This is a genomic window from Kitasatospora sp. NE20-6 (assembly GCF_045862635.1).
In genome coordinates this window covers 207,278-223,321 of record NZ_BPRL01000005.1, presented here as the reverse complement: position 1 = coordinate 223,321, position 16,044 = coordinate 207,278, and the positions used below count along the sequence as shown (strand labels likewise).

The following is a 16,044-nucleotide window of genomic DNA, read 5'->3' as shown; positions in this document are numbered from 1 at the left end:
GTCCGGCGGGCCGGGCGGGCCGGGCCCGACAGCACCGCACCCGGCCGGGAACGTGCTCCGGGCCGGGTGCGGTGGTGGTGCGGTGCGGTGGTGGTGCAGTGCGGTGCGGGGACGTCAGATGTGGACGGCCGGACCGGCGTCGTTGGCGCCGCGCCTGGTGAGCAGGCCGAGGCCGGCGGCGGCGAAGGCCACCACGGCGGCGACGACGAACGCGAGCGACATGCCGCTGACGAACGAGGAGTGGACGGCACCCGCCATCGCGTCGACGACGCCCTGCGGGGTGCCGGGCTGCGCCGGCGGGGCGATGCCGAGCTGGGCGGCCTGGTTCAGGCCCTCGGCCTGGGCGCCCTCGACCGGCGGCAGGCCGGCCTTCGCCCAGGTGCCGGGCAGCACGTCGGTGACCCTGGCGGCCATGATCGCGCCGAGCACGGCGGTGCCGAGGCTGCCGCCGACCTGCATGGCGGCCTGCTGGAGGCCGCCGGCCACGCCGGAGAGCTCCAGCGGGGCGTTGCCGACGATGACCTCGGTGGCGCCGACCATGACCGGGCTCAGGCCGAGGCCCATCAGCACGAACCAGAGCGACATGACGCCGTTGCCGGAGGTGGTGCCGAGGGTCGACATGCCGATCATGGCCGCGGTGGTGAAGAGCATGCCGGCGACGATCGGGATGCGCGGGCCGAGCTTGCCGATGGCCGCACCGGCCACCGGGGCGCCGACGATCATCATGCCGGTCATCGGGAGCAGGTGGACGCCGGCGTCGACGGGGGCCAGCCCGCGGACGTTCTGCAGGTAGAAGGTGACGAAGAAGATCCCGCCGAAGAAGGCGAAGGCCATCAGCACCATGAGCACCGTGCCGGCGGACAGCGGCACCGAGCGGAAGAGGCTGAGCGGGATCAGCGGCTCCTTCGCCTTCGTCTGCCAGAGGGCGAACAGGGTCATCGCCACGACGGCGCCGCCGAGGAAGAGCAGCGTCGCCGGGTCGCCCCAGCCCCAGACGGGGGCCTTGATGATGCCCCAGACCAGCATGAACATCGCGCCGGAGAGCAGCACGATGCCGGGGACGTCGAAGGACTTCGCGGCGTTCTCGCTGCGCACGTCCCGGAGGATCCACAGGCCGAGCGCGAGGGCGATCAGGCCGACCGGGATGTTGATGAAGAACACCGACTGCCAGCTGACGTGCTCGACCAGGAGGCCGCCGACGATCGGGCCGGCGGCGGTGGAGGCGCCGATGACGCCGCCCCAGATGCCGATCGCCATGTTGAGCCTGTCGGCCGGGAACGCACCGCGCAGGAGGCCGAGCGCGGCCGGCTGGAGGAGCGCGCCGAAGAGGCCCTGGAGCACCCGGAACACGATGACGGTCCGGATGCTGCCCGCGAAGCCGATGGCGGCGGAGGTGGCGGCGAAGCCGGCCGCGCCGACGAGGAAGGTCGTCTTGTGGCCGAAGCGGTCGCCGATCTTGCCCGCGGTGACCAGGAAGACGGCGAGCGCCAGCAGGTAGCCGCTGGTGACCCACTGGATGTCGGCGGGCGAGGCGCCGAGGTCGGCCTGGATCGCCGGGTTGGCGATGGCCACGACGGTGCCGTCGAGGGCGACCATCATGACGCCGACGGCGACGGTGAGGAGGGTCAGCCACGGGTGCCCCTTGAGGCGCCCGGTACCGCCCGGCGGTGTGCTGCCGGACGCGGGCGGGGTGTCCGCCCTGCCGGTCCTGACGACGGACGAACTCATGGCTGCTGACCTCCGTGGGCGAGGGACGAGGGGATGGCGCCCGGGGCCCACCCGTCCCCACGAGCTGTCCGGCCGCGGGCGCCACACACCGCGGAACATTATGTCAGCTGCTGACATTCGGCAATTCATGACGTACGCCAGGGACTGTCATATGACAGAACCGCTATCGTGGTGTCCGTCCCGCTCTGTGACGAAAGGCGCCCTGCATGGCCCCGCCGCCCACCACCGTCCGCACCGAACAGCCGGCCGCGGCCGACTGCCGGGTCCTCGGGCTGCGCGAGCGGAAGAAGCAGCGCACCAGGGACGCCCTGGTCGCGGCGGCGCACGCACTCTTCCTCGGCCAGGGCTTCGCCCGCACCACGGTCGACGAGATCGCCGCCCGGGTGGACGTCTCCCAGCGCACCTTCTTCCGCTACTTCGGGAGCAAGGAGGAGGTCGCCCTCGCGGTCCTCGCCGACGCCGAGGACCACTTCGTCGACCGCCTGCGCCGGCGCCCCCCGGAGGAGACCCCGCTGGAAGCCATGCGCGCGGCGATCACCGAGACGTGGGACGGGCTCGGCCGGGACGCCGGCAGCGGCCCCCACGGCGTCCAGGCCGCGCTGGAACTGATCGACCTGATCGAGAGCACCCCCGTGCTGCTCGCCGCCCACCTGCGGCGCACCATCGAGCAGGAGGGCGTGGTGACGGCCGTCCTCGCCGAACGCGAGGGCCTCGATCCGCGCACCGACCTGCGCCCCCGGGTGCTGGCCGCGGCCTTCGGCGCGGTCGTCCGGGTCTCGCACCTCTCGTGGACCTCCGACACGGCGGCCCACGAGGCCGGGCCGTCCGGCATGATCGCCACCATCGAGCGCCACTGCGACCAGCTCGGCCCCGCGCTCGCCGGCTCCTGGCGCGGATGACCCCCGCCGTCGGCGGGCCCGCCTAGGCTGGCGCCCATGGTGACGTTCGACCAGTTCCTGGAGATGGGCCTCGCCCTGCCCTCGGCCACCGAGCGCCTCACCTGGGAGACCGAGGTGACGCTGAGGGTCGGCGAGAAGATCTTCGCGATGGCCTCCCCCGACTCCGGCCGGGCCTGCGTGAAGGCCACCCGGGAGGAACAGGCGGCCCTGCTCGCCGCCGCCCCCGGGACGTACGCGGCGGCCCCCTACGTCGGCCGGTACGGCTGGGTGCTGGTCGACCTCGGCCGGGTGGGAACCGAGGAGCTCCGCGAACTCGTCATCGAGGCGTGGCGCAGCACCGCGCCCAAGCGGACGGTCCGGAAGTTCGACGACGATCGGGCAACCTGACGCCACACCAGGTCCCTCGCGCGTGTGACTCATCCCACGGTTTAGACTCTGCTCACCCCGGCCGGGGCGCCTCTACCCTGGCTGGCACAGCAGTCGTACCCGTCGGGCCCCGCCCGCTGTCACCGGTCACCGGCCCCGAGGGAGAGTCGCCCATGCAGCGCAGGCGGGTCAAGCGCATGCTGATAGGCGCGTTCGCCGCCTCCGCGGTCCTGCTCGACGCCGGCGCCGCCGCCGCACAGGCCGCCGCCTCCAACGAGCAGGTCGCGATCACCTCGCCGCCCGCGGGCGCCGCCGCCTGGGTCGAGGACGAGTCCGTGGGCCGCGCCCTGCCCGACCCGGCCACCGCCGACGCACCGTCGGTCGCGGCCTTCTTCGCCACCCTCGCCGACTCCGAGCAGCAGCACCTCGCCGAGACGTACCCCCTGGTCGTCGGCAACCTCGACGGCGTCCCTCCCGCCCTGCGCTACCGCGCCAACCGGATCGCCGTCGCCGCCGAGCGCGACCGCGCCCGCGAGCGCGCCGCCGACACCGGGCTGAACGCCGCCGAGCGGGCCGCGGCCGCCGTCCGCGCCACCGACACCGGCCGCCTGCTGAAGGCCGGCCGGCAGATCCTCGCCTTCGACCCGCGCGGCCGCGGCCTGGTCAGCGAGGTGTACGGCGACCTCGCGGCCGCCGACCGCGTCGCCGTCCTGGTGCCCGGCTCGGACGCCGACCTCGCGCACTTCGACCAGACCGGCGACCCGCTGCGCTCCGTCACCGGCATGGCGCGGGCGCTCCTCGCCGAGGAGCGGCGGCAGCAGCCCGGCAGCCGCACCGCCGTGGTCGCGTGGACGGGGTACGTCACCCCGTCCGGGTTCGGTCCGGACGCCGTGACGGCCCGGCTCGCCGAGGCCGCGGCCCCCCGCCTGCTGCGCCTGCTCGCCGGCCTGAAGGTCACCGGGCACGCCGCGGTCCCGCCCACGCTGCTCTGCCACTCGTACGGGTCGGTGGTGTGCGGCACGGCCGCGCCCGGCATCCGGGAGAACGGCACCACCGACGTCGTCGTGTTCGGCAGCCCGGGCATGGGCGTGGACGCCGCGGCCGAGCTCGGCCCCGGCGTCCGGGTGTGGGCGGCCCGCAACCCGACCGACTGGATCGGCAACGTGCCGTACCTGGAGTTCGGCGGGCTCGGGCACGGCACCGACCCGACGACGCGGGAGTTCGGCGCCGTCGAGCTGTCCTCGCAGGGCTCCGTCGGCCACACCGGCTACTTCGCCGAGGGCACCGGCAGCCTGCACAACTTCGGCGCCGTCGCCCTCGGCGACTACCAGGACGTCGCCCTCCAGCAGCCCTGAGCCCGGCAGGTCACTCGCGGGCGGCCGCGGTGGACGACATGTCGGCGTAGCGGGTGCCGGTCACCTGCCCGGCGATCGGCTCCAGCGCGGCGAGCTCGGCCGGCGTGAGCACCAGCTCGGCCGCGGCGGTGTTCTCGGCGAGCCGGGTGCGCTTCCGGGTGCCGGGGATCGGCACCACGGTCAGGCCGTGCACGCCCGCCCGGTGGTGCACCCAGGCCAGCGCGACCTGGGCGGCGGTGACGCCGCGGTCGGCGGCGATCGTGCGGACGGGCTCCAGCAGCGCGGCGTTGCCCGCCGCGTTCGGGCCGGAGAACTGCGGGTGGTAGCGGCGGAAGTCGCCCTCGGAGAGCTCCTCGGCGGCCGCGAACGCGCCGGTGAGGAAGCCGCGGCCGAGCGGCGAGTACGGCACGAAGGCGACACCGAGCTCGGCGGCGGCCGGCACCGCGCTGCGCTCGACGTCGCGGGAGAAGAGCGACCACTCGGACTGCACGGCCGCGATCGGGTGCACGGCGTGCGCCTCGCGGAGCTCGGCGCCGGTCACCTCGGAGAGCCCGAGGTGGCGCACCTTGCCGGCCGTGACGAGTTCGGCCATCGCCCCGACCGAGTCGGCGAGCGGCACCTGCGGGTCGCGCCGGTGCATGTAGTAGAGGTCGATGACGTCGACGCCGAGCCGCTCCAGGGAGGCGTCGACGGCGGCGCGGACGTACGCCGGGTCGTTGCGGACGGCCCGGTACGACGGGTCGTCGGCGCGGCGTTCGATGGCGAACTTCGTGGCCAGCACGACGCGGTCGCGGTGCTTGCGGACGAACGGCCCGATCAGCTCCTCGTTGTGGCCGCTGCCGTAGATGTCGGCGGTGTCGAAGAGGGTGACGCCCAGGTCGAGGGCGGTGTCGAGGGTGGCGAGCGCCTCGGCGGTGTCGGTCGGGCCGTAGAACTCGCTCATGCCCATGCAGCCGAGGCCCTGGATGCCGACGGCGGGTCCGCCGGTGCCGAGCTGTGCGGTGGGGATGCTCATGCGCTCTTCTGCTTCCTGTCGGTCACGGTCGTGTCGGGCTGCGTCCTGGTCCGCGCGGCCGGGCCGGGCGCGGTCGTCCCGGAGGCGACGGCTGCCGGGACTCCGGCCGGGCCTGCCGCGGCGGCCACGTGGGACGCGTAGACGTCGATCTTGTGGTCGAGGACGGCGAGGGTGGCGTGCAGGTCGGCGATCCGCTGCCGCACCTCCTCGCGCTGGGCGACGAGGATGTCCCGCCGTTCGAGCTCCGTGTGGTCGCCCTCCCGGGCCAGCTCCACGTACCGCAGCATGTCCGCCACCGGCATGCCCGTGAGCCGCAGCCGCCCGAGGAACGCCAGCCGGGCCAGGTCGGCCTCGCTGTAGCGGCGCTGCCCCGAGTGCGAGCGGTCCACCGGGTCGAGCAGGCCGATCCGCTCGTACCAGCGCAGGGTGTGCGCGGTCAGACCGGTCGAGGCCGAGACCTCGCCGATCGTGCGCCACTGCGCGTGGTCCAGGACCTCCCGCAGGTCGGTCCCGCAGACGGGCGGATCGTCGGTGGTCGGTGCGGACGGTGTCACGGTGCCCCCCTTGGTCGGCGACGGCTACGACGCTAGCGAGTTCGAGTGCACTCCAGGCAAGCCTGCCACGCACCGCCCCGGGCCGGACGGCTATCGTCGGCGCATGGAGAGCTTGCGGATGATCGAGGACTGGCCGGTGCCGAACGCGGCGGCCGCGGTGGTGCGTGGCGCGGACGGCGCCGTGGTGGGGTCGCACGGGCTCCAGGAACACCTGTTCCCGCTGGCGTCCGTGACCAAGCTGCTGTCCGCGTACGCCGTGCTGGTCGCGGTCGAGGAGGGCGTCTTCGAGCTCGACGACCCGGCGGGCCCGGAGGGCTCGACCGTCCGCCACCTGCTGGCGCACACCTCCGGACTCGCCTTCGACGAGCGCCGGACGGCCGCCGGGCCCGGCACCCGGCGGCTCTACTCCAACGCCGGTTTCGACGTGCTCGCCGACACCCTCGCGCAGGCCTCCGGCATCCCGTTCGCGCAGTACGCGGCCGAGGCCGTCTTCGCACCGCTCGGCATGAAGTCCACCCTGCTCAACACCGCGCACCGGGCCCCGGCGGGTGCGGGCGGCCTCTCCACCGTCGCCGACCTGGCGCGGTTCGCCGCCGAACTCCAGGCGCCGACCCTGCTGGACGCCTCCACGGTGCACCGGGCGACCCGCGAGGTCGCCTTCCCCGGCCTGGGCGGCGTGCTGCCCGGCTTCGGCCACCGCCGCCCGAACGACTGGGGCCTCGGCTTCGAGATCCGCGACGGCAAGGACCCGCACTGGACGGGCACCACCAGCTCGCCGGAGACCTTCGGGCACTTCGGCCAGTCCGGCACCTTCCTGTGGGTCGACCCGGCCGCCGGCGTCGCCTGCATCGCCCTGACGGACCGTGACTTCGGCCCGTGGGCGGCCGAGGTGTGGCCGCGGTTCACCGACGCCGTCCTCGCGGAACTGCGCGGCTGAGGGCCGCGGCGGCGGGCCGGCGGCCTCCGCCCAGCAGGTCGGGGCCCGCGGCCCGCGTCAGCCGAAGCGCAGCGGGGAGTGCATCTCCCACAGCAGCAGTTCGGCGCCGTCCGGCCCGGCCGTCGGGTCCGCGAACGCCTCACCGGTGATCCGCACCGCGTCGCCCGGCTCCAGCGAACGCCCGCCGCCCTGCGGGCCGGGCACCGTGCGGTAGCCGAGCGAGCCCGCGGTGAGGTGCGCGTAGCGGTACGGCGCCTCGGGCAGTGCGGGCAGCGGCTCCCACGGGCCGGCCGTGACGAGGTGCAGCGCAGCGTCCGAGCGGCGCAGCCGCAGCGCGTCCGACCCGGCGTCACGGTCCATGCCGGAGGCGAGGAGTGTCGGGCCGTCCGCCGTGGGGGCGACCCGCCGCAGGCCGTACGCGGGCGGGGTGCCGAAGACGTCCGGCTGCAGCCACATCTGCACGAACCGCACGGGCCCGGTGGCCCCGCCGAGGTTGCGTTCGCTGTGGGTGACGCCCGAACCGGCGCTGAGGTGCTGCACCATGCCGGGGCGGACGACACCGGCGTGCCCGTCGCCGTCGCGGTGCGCGAGGGCGCCCTCCAGCACCCAGGTGAGGATCTCGGTGTCGCGGTGCCGGTGCGCGTCGAACCCGGCTCCGGGTGCGAGCGTCTCCTCGTTGCAGGCGAGCAGGGCACCGAAGTGGGTGTTCTTCGGGTCGTAGTGCCCGGAGAAGGAGAAGGCGTGGCGGGTCTCGATGCCGTCGGCGGGCGTCGAGCGGTAGCGCTCGGGGGCCCGGCGGAGGTCGGCGCGGCCGCGGTCTCGGGTCTCGGTCACGCGGTTCACGGTAGCCGGTCCGGGGCGCCGCGCCGGGCACGACCGGCGGGGGCTGTGCACGAGCACGCCGTACGGTGAGGCAGTCTTGTCCTGTGCCAGCCCCTTCAGCGAAACCCGACAGCGCCCCCGCCGACCCGAAGGCGACCGACAAGGCTGCCGAGAAGGCGGCCGACAGGAAGACCCCCTCCCGCAGGGCGGCCCCGGACGCCGAGGCGCCGCGTCCGGCCAGGGGCGGCAGGCTGACCGCGCAGGAGCGGAAGCTGGCCGCCGAACGCGCCGAGCTGCGCGCCGCGACGCTGAAGCGGCTGGAGAAGTCCTCGGGCAAGCTGGCCACCGCGGCGATCTCCAGGATGGACGACCAGCTGTCGTGGTACCGGCGGATGCCGCCCGAGCACCGCTCGTGGATCGGCCTGGTCGCGCAGGCCGGCATCGCCGCGTTCACCGAGTGGTACCGCCACCCGGAGGCGCCGCAGGCGATCTCGACCGACGTGTTCGGCACCGCCCCGCGCGAGCTGACCCGGGCGATCACGCTGCGCCAGACCGTCGAGCTGATCCGCACCACGATCGAGGTGATGGAGGAGGCCATCGAGGAGGTGGCCGCGCCCGGCGACGAGGACGGCATGCGCGAGTCGGTGCTCGTGTACGCCCGCGAGATCGCCTTCGCCACGGCCCAGGTGTACGCGCAGGCCGCGGAGGCCCGCGGTGCGTGGGACGCCCGGCTGGAGGCGCTCGTCGTCAACTCGCTGCTCTCCGGCGACGCCGACGAGGGAGTGCTCTCCCGGGCCGCCGCCCTGGGCTGGGGGCAGCCCAGTCAGGTGCGGGTGGTGATGGGCAGCGCCCCCGACGGCGACAGCGAGGCCGTGGTGGAGGCGATCCGGCGGGCCGCCCGCTACGCCAAGCTGCAGGTGCTCACCGGGGTGCTGGGCCGGCGGCTGGTCGTGGTGGTGGGCGGCGACAAGGAGCCGGTGCACACCGCGAAGGCGCTGATCGGGCAGTTCGCGCCGGGCCCGGTGGTGGTCGGCCCGACCGTGTCGGACCTGCTGTCCGCGACGCGGTCCGCGCAGGCCGCCGCGGCCGGCCTGAAGGCGTGCGCCGCGTGGCCGGACGCGCCGCGGCCGGTGCTGGCCGACGACCTGCTGCCCGAACGGGCGCTCGCCGGCGACCAGGCGGCGCGGCGGCAGTTGGTGGAGGAGATCTACACACCGCTCGACGAGGCCGGGTCGGCACTCCTGGAGACGCTGAGTGTCTATCTGGAGCAGGCGTCGTCCCTGGAGGGGGCGGCCCGGATGCTCTTCGTCCACCCGAACACCGTGCGCTACCGGCTGCGTCGTGTGACTGACGTCACGGGCTATGCTCCGTCCGACGTACGTTCGGCCTTCACCCTGCGCATCGCCCTTGCGCTGGGCCGTCTCGGCGTGGTCCGGGCCCAGAGCTGACCTCGCTGTAGGGACTGCACAATCCGGCGTGCTTTTCTTCGTTGTCGTCGCCTACCCGTTCGCGGGTGCCTGGCGAGAGAGGGTTGAACCGTGCTCGTAATCGTCGCCCCTGGACAGGGTGCCCAGACCCCCGGCTTCCTCGGCCCCTGGCTCGAACTGGACGGCACCGCCGACCGGCTGCGGCAGTGGTCGGAGGTCGCCGGTCTCGACCTCGTCCGCTACGGCACCGAGGCCACCGAGGAGGAGATCAAGGACACCGCGGTGGCGCAGCCGCTGCTGGTGGCCGCCGGTCTCGTCACCGCCGGTGCGCTCTTCGCCGGCTCCGACCTCCGCGCGCTCACCGGCGCGGTCGCCGGCCACAGCGTCGGCGAGATCACGGCGGCCGCCCTGGCCGGCGTGCTGACCGCCGACGACGCGCTGGCGTTCGTCCGCGAGCGCAGCCTCGGCATGGCCGAGGCCGCCGCCGTCACCGCCACCGGCATGACCGCCGTCCTCGGCGGCGACCCGGAGGCGGTCGCCGCCAAGCTCGCCGAGCACGGGGTGACCGCGGCCAACAACAACGGCGGCGGGCAGCTCGTCGCGGCCGGCACGCTGGAGCAGCTCGACGCGCTGAAGGCGGACCCGCCGGCCGGCGCGCGGCTCATCCCGCTGAAGGTCGCCGGCGCGTTCCACACCGAGCACATGGCTCCCGGTGTGACGCGGCTGGAGAAGCTGGCGCCGGGCCTGACGGTCGCCGACCCGGTGGTCGCCTACGTGTCCAACAAGGACGGCGAGGTCGTGGGCTCGGGCGCCGAGGTGCTGGCCCGTCTGGTCTCGCAGGTGTCCAACCCGGTCCGCTGGGACCTCTGCATGGAGACGCTCCGGCAGCTCGGCGCGACCGCGGTGATCGAGCTGTCCCCCGCGGGCACGCTCACCAACCTGGTCAAGCGCAACATCAAGGGCGTGGCGACGCTGGCCCTCAAGACCCCTGCCGATCTCGACAAGGCCCGTGGCCTGGTCGCGGAACACGGCGCCGAGGAGACGAACGCATGACCGCGCCCCAGATCAAGCCCGCCACCGGCGCAGCGTTCTCGCGCATCCTCGGGGTCGGCGGCTACCGTCCGGTCCGGGTGATCCCGAACGCCGAGGTGCTCAACTGGATCGAGTCCTCGGACGAGTGGATCCGCAGCCGCAGCGGCATCTCCGAGCGCCGCTGGGCCGGCCCGGAGGAGAGCGTCGCCGAGATGTCGGTGCAGGCCGCCGGCAAGGCGATCGCGCAGGCCGGCATCACGTCCGAGCAGATCGGCGGCGTGATCGTCGCGACCGTCTCGCACCTCAAGCAGACGCCCGCGGTCGCCACCGAGATCGCCGACCGCCTCGGCTGCGGCACCGCCCCGGCGTTCGACATCTCCGCGGCCTGCGCAGGCTTCGGCTACGGCCTGGGCCTGGCGGACGGCATGGTGCGCGGCGGCAGCGCCGAGTACGTGCTGGTGATCGGTGTGGAGCGGCTCTCCGACCTGACGGACACCTCGGACCGCTCGACCGCGTTCATCTTCGGCGACGGCGCCGGTGCAGCGATCGTCGGCCCGTCCGACACCCCCGGCATCGGCAAGGTGATATGGGGGTCGGACGGCTCCCAGCGCGACGTCATCTCGCAGACCCAGGCCTGGGACACCGCGTTCGCCAAGGAGGACGCCGTCAACGGCGTCGGCGACGAGGCGAAGTGGCCCGCGCTCCGCATGGAGGGCCAGACGGTCTTCCGCTGGGCGGTCTGGGAGATGGCGAAGGTGGCGCAGCAGGCCCTCGACGCCGCCGGCATCACCGCCGACCAGCTCGGCGCCTTCATCCCGCACCAGGCGAACATGCGCATCACGGATGCCATGATCAAGGCCCTGAAGCTCCCCGAGTCGGTGCCGGTCGCCCGCGACATCGCCGAGACCGGCAACACCTCCGCCGCGTCGATCCCGCTCGCCATGGAACGCATGCTGGAGAGCGGCGAGGCCAGGAGCGGCGATCTGGCGCTCATCATCGGCTTCGGGGCGGGTCTCGTGTACGCCGCCGCAGTCGTTACTCTCCCCTAGGCTTCACAGCCTCCCCCCGTACCCGCGCCGGTCCGCCGGACCGTGCGCTCTCACCACTGAAGAGGAGCAGCCGCTATGGCTACCAAGGACGAGGTTCTGGAAGGTCTCGCCGAGATCGTCAACGAGATCGCCGGCATCCCGGCCGAGGACGTCGAGCTCGACAAGTCCTTCACCGACGACCTGGACGTCGACTCGCTCTCCATGGTCGAGGTCGTCGTGGCCGCCGAGGAGCGCTTCGACGTGAAGATCCCCGACGACGAGGTCAAGAACCTCAAGACCGTCGGCGACGCGGTGGACTACATCCTCGCCAACGCCTGACCCCGCGTCGGCCGGCGCTGCCGGCCGACGCGGCCGGCCGGGGCGGGGAGACCCGCTCCGGCCGGCCACCCCCCGGCCCTCCGCCACCCCCTGCACACGTGAGAGAAGAAGAAACCAGTGACCGCTGAAAACCGCACCGTGGTCGTCACGGGTATCGGCGCCTTCACGCCGCTGGGCGGCGACGCCGCCTCGTTCTGGGAGGGCCTGCTGGAGGGCCGTTCCGGCGTGGCCGCGCTGACCGAGGAGTGGGCCGCGGACCTTCCCGTCCGGATCGCCGCGCGCACCGCGGTCGAGCCGGGCGAGGTGCTGCCTCGCCCGCTGGCCCGCAAGCTCGACCGTTCGGCGCAGTTCGCGCTGATCGCCGCCCGCGAGGCCTGGGCCGACGCGGGCTACGAGACCCCCGCCACCGACGAGTCGTCGAAGCTGGCCCCCGAGCGCCTGGGCGCCGTGGTCGCTTCCGGCATCGGCGGCGTCACCACCCTGCTCGACCAGTACGACGTGCTGAAGGAGAAGGGCGTCCGCAAGGTCTCCCCGCACACCGTGCCGATGCTGATGCCGAACTCCCCCGCGGCCAACGTGGGCCTGGAGGTCGGTGCGCGGGCCGGCGTGCACACCCCTGTCTCCGCCTGCGCCTCCGGCGCCGAGGCGATCGGCTACGCGATCGAGATGATCCGCACGGGCCGCGCCGACGTCGTGATCGCGGGTGGCACCGAGGCGGCGATCCACCCGCTGCCGATCGTCGCCTTCGCCAACATGATGGCGATGTCGAAGAACAACGACGAGCCGCAGCGCGCCTCGCGCCCGTACGACAAGGGCCGCGACGGCTTCGTGCTCGGCGAGGGCGCGGGCATCGTGGTGCTGGAGTCGGCCGAGCACGCGGCCGCCCGCGGCGCCCGGGTGTACTGCGAGGCCGTGGGTCAGGGCCTGTCCTCGGACGCCCACCACATCGCGCAGCCCGAGCCGACGGGCGCGGGCGTCGCCCGTGCGATCGCCGACCTGTTCGAGCGCAACGACCTGGACAAGTCCGAGATCGTGCACGTCAACGCGCACGCCACCTCGACCCCGCAGGGTGACACCGCCGAGGTCAAGGCGCTGCAGAAGGAGCTCGGCGAGCACCTCGGCCATGTCGCGATCTCCGCGACGAAGTCGATGACCGGTCACCTGCTGGGCGGCGCCGGCGGCATCGAGACGGTCGCGACCGTGCTCGCGCTGCACCACCGCGTCGCGCCGCCGACCGTCAACGTCGACGACCTGGACGACGAGATCACCGCCGACATCGTCCGCGGCGAGCCGCGCGCGCTGCCCGCCGCGGGCCGGATCGCCGCGCTGAACAACTCGTTCGGCTTCGGCGGCCACAACGTGGTCCTCGCGTTCCGTTCGGTCTGACGTTCCGACGCCCCCGGAGGGGGCCGGTGCCCGCGGGCACCGGCCCCCTCCGGCGTGCGCGGCGGAAACCCGGATGACCGGCGGCCGGCCGGTCCCTACGCTCGGCGGCATGGAACGCACGGGGGATCTGCTGAACGTCGTCGATGTCGAGGCGACCTGCTGGGAGGGCGCGCCGCCGCCCGGCGCGGTCTCGGAGATCATCGAGATCGGGCTGACCGTGGTCGACCTGGGCACGGGCGGGCGGGTCGGCCGGCACCGGGTGCTGGTGCGGCCGGTGCGCTCCGCGGTGAGCGCGTTCTGCACGGAGCTGACGGGCCTGACCCAGGCCGAGGTCGACACCGGCCTCGGGTTCGCCGAGGCCTGCCGGCTGCTGGCCGCCGAGCACCGGGCGGGCGAGCGGCCGTGGGCGAGCTGGGGCGACTACGACCGGCACCAGTTCACCCGGCAGTGCGGGGCCACGCGCACCGCGTACCCCTTCGGCCGGCGGCACACCAACGCGAAGGCGGTCTTCACCGGGGCGTACGGGCTGCGCAGGCGCCCGGGCATGGCGCAGGCGCTGCAGGTCGCCGGGCTGCCGCTGGAGGGCCGCCACCACCGCGGCGAGGACGACGCCTGGAACATCGCCGCCCTGGTGCTGGCGCTGGACGCCCGGGGCGCGTGGCCCCAGGCGGAGTGACGCCTGGCGGAGTGACGCCGGGTCAGACCACCTGGTGCAGCCAGCGCACCGGGGCGCCGTCGCCGGCGTACCGGAAGGGCTCCAGTTCGTCGTCCCAGGGCTTGCCGAGGAGCCGGGCGATCTCGGACTCCAGGTCGCCGCCCTCGGTCTTGACCCGCAGCAGCACCGCGCGGAGCCTGTCCTCGGGGATGAGGATGTCGCCGTGGAGGCCGGTGACGGCGTGGAAGATGCCGAGGCTCGGGGTGGAGCTGTAACGCTCGCCCTCCGCGGTGGCGCAGGGGTCGCTCGTGACCTCGTAGCGGATCAGCTGCCAGCCGCGCAGCGCCGAGGCGAGCTGCGAGGCGGCACCGGGCTCGCCCTGCCAGGAGAGCTCGGCGCGCCAGTGGCCGGGCGCGGCGGGCTGGCGGATCCAGTCGAAGCCGACCCGCACGCCGAGCACCCCCGCGACGGCCCATTCGACGTGCGGGCACAGCGCGCGGGGCGCGGAGTGGATGTACAGCACACCACGTGTCGTCACCGGGACCTCCAGGCTGTGGACGAGGGTCGCCTTCCCCAGCTGCCTCGTGCCGTGGCCGGCAGGTTCGGAGTACTACCGTGAAGCTCAACTTACTCGACATTAGGTAATCAAATTGAGCAAAACGGACAAGCTTTCACCTCATGCTAGTCGAATCCCGCACGAGGTCCACCCCTCCGCAGGTGCTCTCCCCCGAACGGACCTATGCGGCCCGGCCGCGTCCGATCCGGTCGCCCGGCACGCCCGGCGACACTCCGTCGGCCGGCCCCCGCGGCCGCCGCACCCCCGTACGCGAACCGCCCCCACGGCGCGGGCCGTGGGGGCGGACGACATGACCGGCCGTCAGAGCGAGACGACCATCTTGCCGGTGTTGTCGCCGCGGAGCAGGCCGAGGAAGGCCTCCACGGTGTTCTCCACGCCCTTCACGACGGTCTGGTCGTAGCGCAGGCTGCCGTCCTGGAGCCAGCCGGCGACCTCGGCGGTGAACTGCGGCTGCAGCGCGGCGTGGTCGCCCACCAGCATGCCCTGCAGGCGCAGGCGCTTGCCGATGGCGAGCGCAAGGTTGCGCGGGCCGGCCGGCGCGCCGGTGGCGTTGTACTGGGCGATGGCGCCGCAGAGCACGGCCCGGCCGTGCAGCCGGAGCGCGCCGATCGCGGCCTCCAGGTGGTCGCCGCCGACGTTGTCGAAGTAGAGGTCGATCCCGTCGGGCGCGGCGGCGGCGAGCTGGGCGGCGACCGGGCCGTCCTTGTAGTTGAAGGCGGCGTCGAAGCCGTAGTCGTCGACCAGGGTGGCGACCTTGGCGGCGGAGCCGGCCGAGCCGATCACGCGGGCGGCGCCCTTGAGCCGGGCGATCTGGCCGACGAGCGAGCCGACGGCCCCGGCGGCGCCGGAGACGAAGACGGTGTCGCCCGCACGGAAGGAGCCGACCTCCAGCAGGCCGGCGTACGCGGTGAGGCCCGGCATGCCGAGCACCCCGAGGTAGTACGGGAGCGGGGCGAGGCCGGCGTCGACGCGGACGGCGCGGGCGGCCGGCAGGGTCGCGTACTCGCGCCAGCCGAGCCCGTGCAGCACGGTGTCGCCGACGGCGAAGTCCTCCGCCCCGGAGGCGACGACGACGCCGACGGCACCGCCGTCCATCACCTCGCCGAGGGCGAACGGCGGGACGTACGACTTGACGTCGTTCATCCGCCCGCGCATGTAGGGGTCGACCGAGAGGTGGGCGTTGCGGACCAGGATCTCCCCGGGGCCGGGGCGGCGCACCGGTGCCTCGACGAGGGCGAAGTCGGCGGGCACCGGCCAGCCGTCGGGGCGGGCCGCCAGGTGCCACTCGCGGCCGGTGGTCGGGATGTCCTGCTCTGCCATGACGCGGTCTCCGTATCGTCCGTCGTATCGCTGGTCGACGTGAAAGGTTGAGCTACTGAAGCAATCGTGGACATGAATAGTTCACATTGTCAAATGTTCAGGTACCATGGGTCGCATGGAGACGCAGCCGCCGCCCATCGACCCGATCACGCTGGAGGTCACCGACCTCATGGCCAACCTGGTCGGGCTCTTCCACCGCGAGTACGAGGAGGCGGCCGCCGCCCGGTCGCTCACCGGGGCCCAGGCCAAGGTGCTCGCCCTGCTGCGGCGCGGCCCGATGCCGATGCGCCACATCGCCCAGACCCTCAGCTGCGAGCCGTCCAACGTCACCGGCATCGTCGACCGTCTGGAGACCCGGGGGTTCGTCACCCGCGAGGCCGACCCGCAGGACCGCAGGGTGAAGCTCGTGGCCGCCACCGTCGCGGGGTCCGCCGCCTCCGCCGAGCTGCGCGAGTCCCTCAACTTCGCCCGGGAGCCGCTGGCCGCCCTCGCACCCGGGGAGCGCCTGCAGCTGCGCGACCTGCTCCGCCGCATGCTGGAAGGCGCGGCGACCCCGGCGGGCTGAGCCCCGCGGGCACGTGGCACGATCCGGTTCGGGCCGGGA

At 74.0% G+C, this 16,044-nt stretch carries 17 protein-coding genes; 11 read left to right on the top strand and 6 right to left on the bottom strand.

Annotated elements, in window-relative coordinates; translation table 11 throughout:
* Nucleotides 1-114: 114 nt before the first annotated feature.
* Nucleotides 115-1,728, bottom strand: a complete 1,614-nt coding sequence (locus SNE206_RS06550; RefSeq protein ID WP_407912391.1) for an MFS transporter — start codon at nt 1,726-1,728, stop codon at nt 115-117.
* 206 nt (nt 1,729-1,934) lie between these two features.
* On the opposite strand from SNE206_RS06550, the gene SNE206_RS06545 reads away from it, so the two are divergent.
* The 3 genes from SNE206_RS06545 to SNE206_RS06535 all read left to right on the top strand — a co-directional run bounded on the left by SNE206_RS06545 (nt 1,935) and on the right by SNE206_RS06535 (nt 4,348).
* Nucleotides 1,935-2,627 (top strand): TetR/AcrR family transcriptional regulator, encoded by a 693-nt coding sequence (locus SNE206_RS06545; protein WP_407912390.1) that lies wholly within the window; start codon nt 1,935-1,937, stop codon nt 2,625-2,627.
* A 36-nt stretch (nt 2,628-2,663) separates the two neighbouring features.
* Nucleotides 2,664-3,014 carry an MmcQ/YjbR family DNA-binding protein gene (locus SNE206_RS06540; protein ID WP_407912389.1) on the top strand — a complete coding sequence of 117 codons (351 nt, stop codon included), beginning with the start codon at nt 2,664-2,666 and terminating at the stop codon, nt 3,012-3,014.
* A 152-nt stretch (nt 3,015-3,166) separates the two neighbouring features.
* On the top strand, nt 3,167-4,348 hold the full coding sequence (locus SNE206_RS06535; protein ID WP_407912388.1) for an alpha/beta hydrolase: 1,182 nt from the start codon (nt 3,167-3,169) through the stop codon (nt 4,346-4,348).
* A 10-nt stretch (nt 4,349-4,358) separates the two neighbouring features.
* Here the strand turns inward: SNE206_RS06535 and SNE206_RS06530 are convergent, their stop codons facing one another.
* Both SNE206_RS06530 and SNE206_RS06525 read right to left on the bottom strand, forming a co-directional pair.
* A complete protein-coding gene (locus tag SNE206_RS06530) occupies nt 4,359-5,363 on the bottom strand; it encodes an aldo/keto reductase (protein WP_407912387.1) in 1,005 nt (334 codons plus the stop codon).
* Complete coding sequence (locus SNE206_RS06525; protein ID WP_407912478.1) at nt 5,360-5,866, bottom strand: MerR family transcriptional regulator; 507 nt, start codon at nt 5,864-5,866, stop codon at nt 5,360-5,362. The genes SNE206_RS06530 and SNE206_RS06525 overlap by 4 nt, the downstream gene beginning before the upstream one ends.
* A gap of 154 nt (nt 5,867-6,020) precedes the next feature.
* Here SNE206_RS06525 and SNE206_RS06520 point away from each other — a divergent pair, with 154 nt between their 5' ends.
* Nucleotides 6,021-6,854, top strand: coding sequence for a serine hydrolase domain-containing protein (locus SNE206_RS06520; RefSeq protein WP_407912386.1), 834 nt, complete (start codon nt 6,021-6,023; stop codon nt 6,852-6,854).
* A gap of 57 nt (nt 6,855-6,911) precedes the next feature.
* Here SNE206_RS06520 and SNE206_RS06515 read toward each other — a convergent pair whose 3' ends face one another.
* On the bottom strand, nt 6,912-7,688 hold the full coding sequence (locus SNE206_RS06515; protein WP_407912385.1) for a pirin family protein: 777 nt from the start codon (nt 7,686-7,688) through the stop codon (nt 6,912-6,914).
* A gap of 239 nt (nt 7,689-7,927) precedes the next feature.
* Here SNE206_RS06515 and SNE206_RS06510 point away from each other — a divergent pair, with 239 nt between their 5' ends.
* The 6 genes from SNE206_RS06510 (at nt 7,928) to SNE206_RS06485 (ending at nt 13,564) form a co-directional block, all read left to right on the top strand.
* Nucleotides 7,928-9,124: a PucR family transcriptional regulator gene (locus SNE206_RS06510; protein WP_407912477.1), complete on the top strand. Its 1,197-nt coding sequence runs from the start codon at nt 7,928-7,930 to the stop codon at nt 9,122-9,124.
* Nucleotides 9,125-9,214: 90 nt separating this feature from the next.
* The gene (locus tag SNE206_RS06505; protein ID WP_407912384.1) at nt 9,215-10,156 is read left to right on the top strand and encodes an ACP S-malonyltransferase; all 942 of its coding nucleotides are present in this window, start codon (nt 9,215-9,217) and stop codon (nt 10,154-10,156) included.
* Nucleotides 10,153-11,184, top strand: a complete 1,032-nt coding sequence (locus tag SNE206_RS06500) for a beta-ketoacyl-ACP synthase III (protein WP_407912383.1) — start codon at nt 10,153-10,155, stop codon at nt 11,182-11,184. Before SNE206_RS06505 ends, SNE206_RS06500 begins: the two co-directional genes overlap by 4 nt.
* A gap of 75 nt (nt 11,185-11,259) precedes the next feature.
* Complete coding sequence (locus SNE206_RS06495; RefSeq protein WP_100890366.1) at nt 11,260-11,502, top strand: acyl carrier protein; 243 nt, start codon at nt 11,260-11,262, stop codon at nt 11,500-11,502.
* Nucleotides 11,503-11,619: 117 nt separating this feature from the next.
* Nucleotides 11,620-12,888, top strand: a complete 1,269-nt coding sequence (gene fabF, locus SNE206_RS06490) for a beta-ketoacyl-ACP synthase II (RefSeq protein WP_407912382.1) — start codon at nt 11,620-11,622, stop codon at nt 12,886-12,888.
* Between the two features lie 109 nt (nt 12,889-12,997).
* The gene (locus SNE206_RS06485) at nt 12,998-13,564 is read left to right on the top strand and encodes an exonuclease domain-containing protein (protein WP_407912381.1); all 567 of its coding nucleotides are present in this window, start codon (nt 12,998-13,000) and stop codon (nt 13,562-13,564) included.
* A 22-nt stretch (nt 13,565-13,586) separates the two neighbouring features.
* On the opposite strand, the gene SNE206_RS06480 is transcribed toward SNE206_RS06485, so the two are convergent.
* Nucleotides 13,587-14,081 (bottom strand): DUF3145 domain-containing protein, encoded by a 495-nt coding sequence (locus SNE206_RS06480; protein WP_407912380.1) that lies wholly within the window; start codon nt 14,079-14,081, stop codon nt 13,587-13,589.
* Between the two features lie 339 nt (nt 14,082-14,420).
* The gene (locus SNE206_RS06475) at nt 14,421-15,440 is read right to left on the bottom strand and encodes an NADP-dependent oxidoreductase (RefSeq protein ID WP_407912379.1); all 1,020 of its coding nucleotides are present in this window, start codon (nt 15,438-15,440) and stop codon (nt 14,421-14,423) included.
* A 106-nt stretch (nt 15,441-15,546) separates the two neighbouring features.
* Between SNE206_RS06475 and SNE206_RS06470 the strand changes: the two genes are divergently transcribed.
* Nucleotides 15,547-16,005, top strand: a complete 459-nt coding sequence (locus SNE206_RS06470; protein WP_407912378.1) for a MarR family winged helix-turn-helix transcriptional regulator — start codon at nt 15,547-15,549, stop codon at nt 16,003-16,005.
* The last annotated feature ends 39 nt before the right edge of the window (nt 16,006-16,044 follow it).

Bases quoted from the DNA above. Each gene is read 5' to 3' on its own strand.
- SNE206_RS06550 (WP_407912391.1), bottom strand. From the start codon at position 1,728: ATGAGTTCGTCCGTCGTCAGGACCGGCAGGGCGGACACCCCGCCCGCG.
- SNE206_RS06500 (WP_407912383.1), top strand. From the start codon at position 10,153: ATGACCGCGCCCCAGATCAAGCCCGCCACCGGCGCAGCGTTCTCGCGC.
- SNE206_RS06530 (WP_407912387.1), bottom strand. From the start codon at position 5,363: ATGAGCATCCCCACCGCACAGCTCGGCACCGGCGGACCCGCCGTCGGC.
- SNE206_RS06535 (WP_407912388.1), top strand. From the start codon at position 3,167: ATGCAGCGCAGGCGGGTCAAGCGCATGCTGATAGGCGCGTTCGCCGCC.
- SNE206_RS06540 (WP_407912389.1), top strand. From the start codon at position 2,664: ATGGTGACGTTCGACCAGTTCCTGGAGATGGGCCTCGCCCTGCCCTCG.
- SNE206_RS06475 (WP_407912379.1), bottom strand. From the start codon at position 15,440: ATGGCAGAGCAGGACATCCCGACCACCGGCCGCGAGTGGCACCTGGCG.
- SNE206_RS06470 (WP_407912378.1), top strand. From the start codon at position 15,547: ATGGGTCGCATGGAGACGCAGCCGCCGCCCATCGACCCGATCACGCTG.
- SNE206_RS06520 (WP_407912386.1), top strand. From the start codon at position 6,021: ATGGAGAGCTTGCGGATGATCGAGGACTGGCCGGTGCCGAACGCGGCG.
- SNE206_RS06495 (WP_100890366.1), top strand. From the start codon at position 11,260: ATGGCTACCAAGGACGAGGTTCTGGAAGGTCTCGCCGAGATCGTCAAC.
- SNE206_RS06545 (WP_407912390.1), top strand. From the start codon at position 1,935: ATGGCCCCGCCGCCCACCACCGTCCGCACCGAACAGCCGGCCGCGGCC.
- SNE206_RS06485 (WP_407912381.1), top strand. From the start codon at position 12,998: ATGGAACGCACGGGGGATCTGCTGAACGTCGTCGATGTCGAGGCGACC.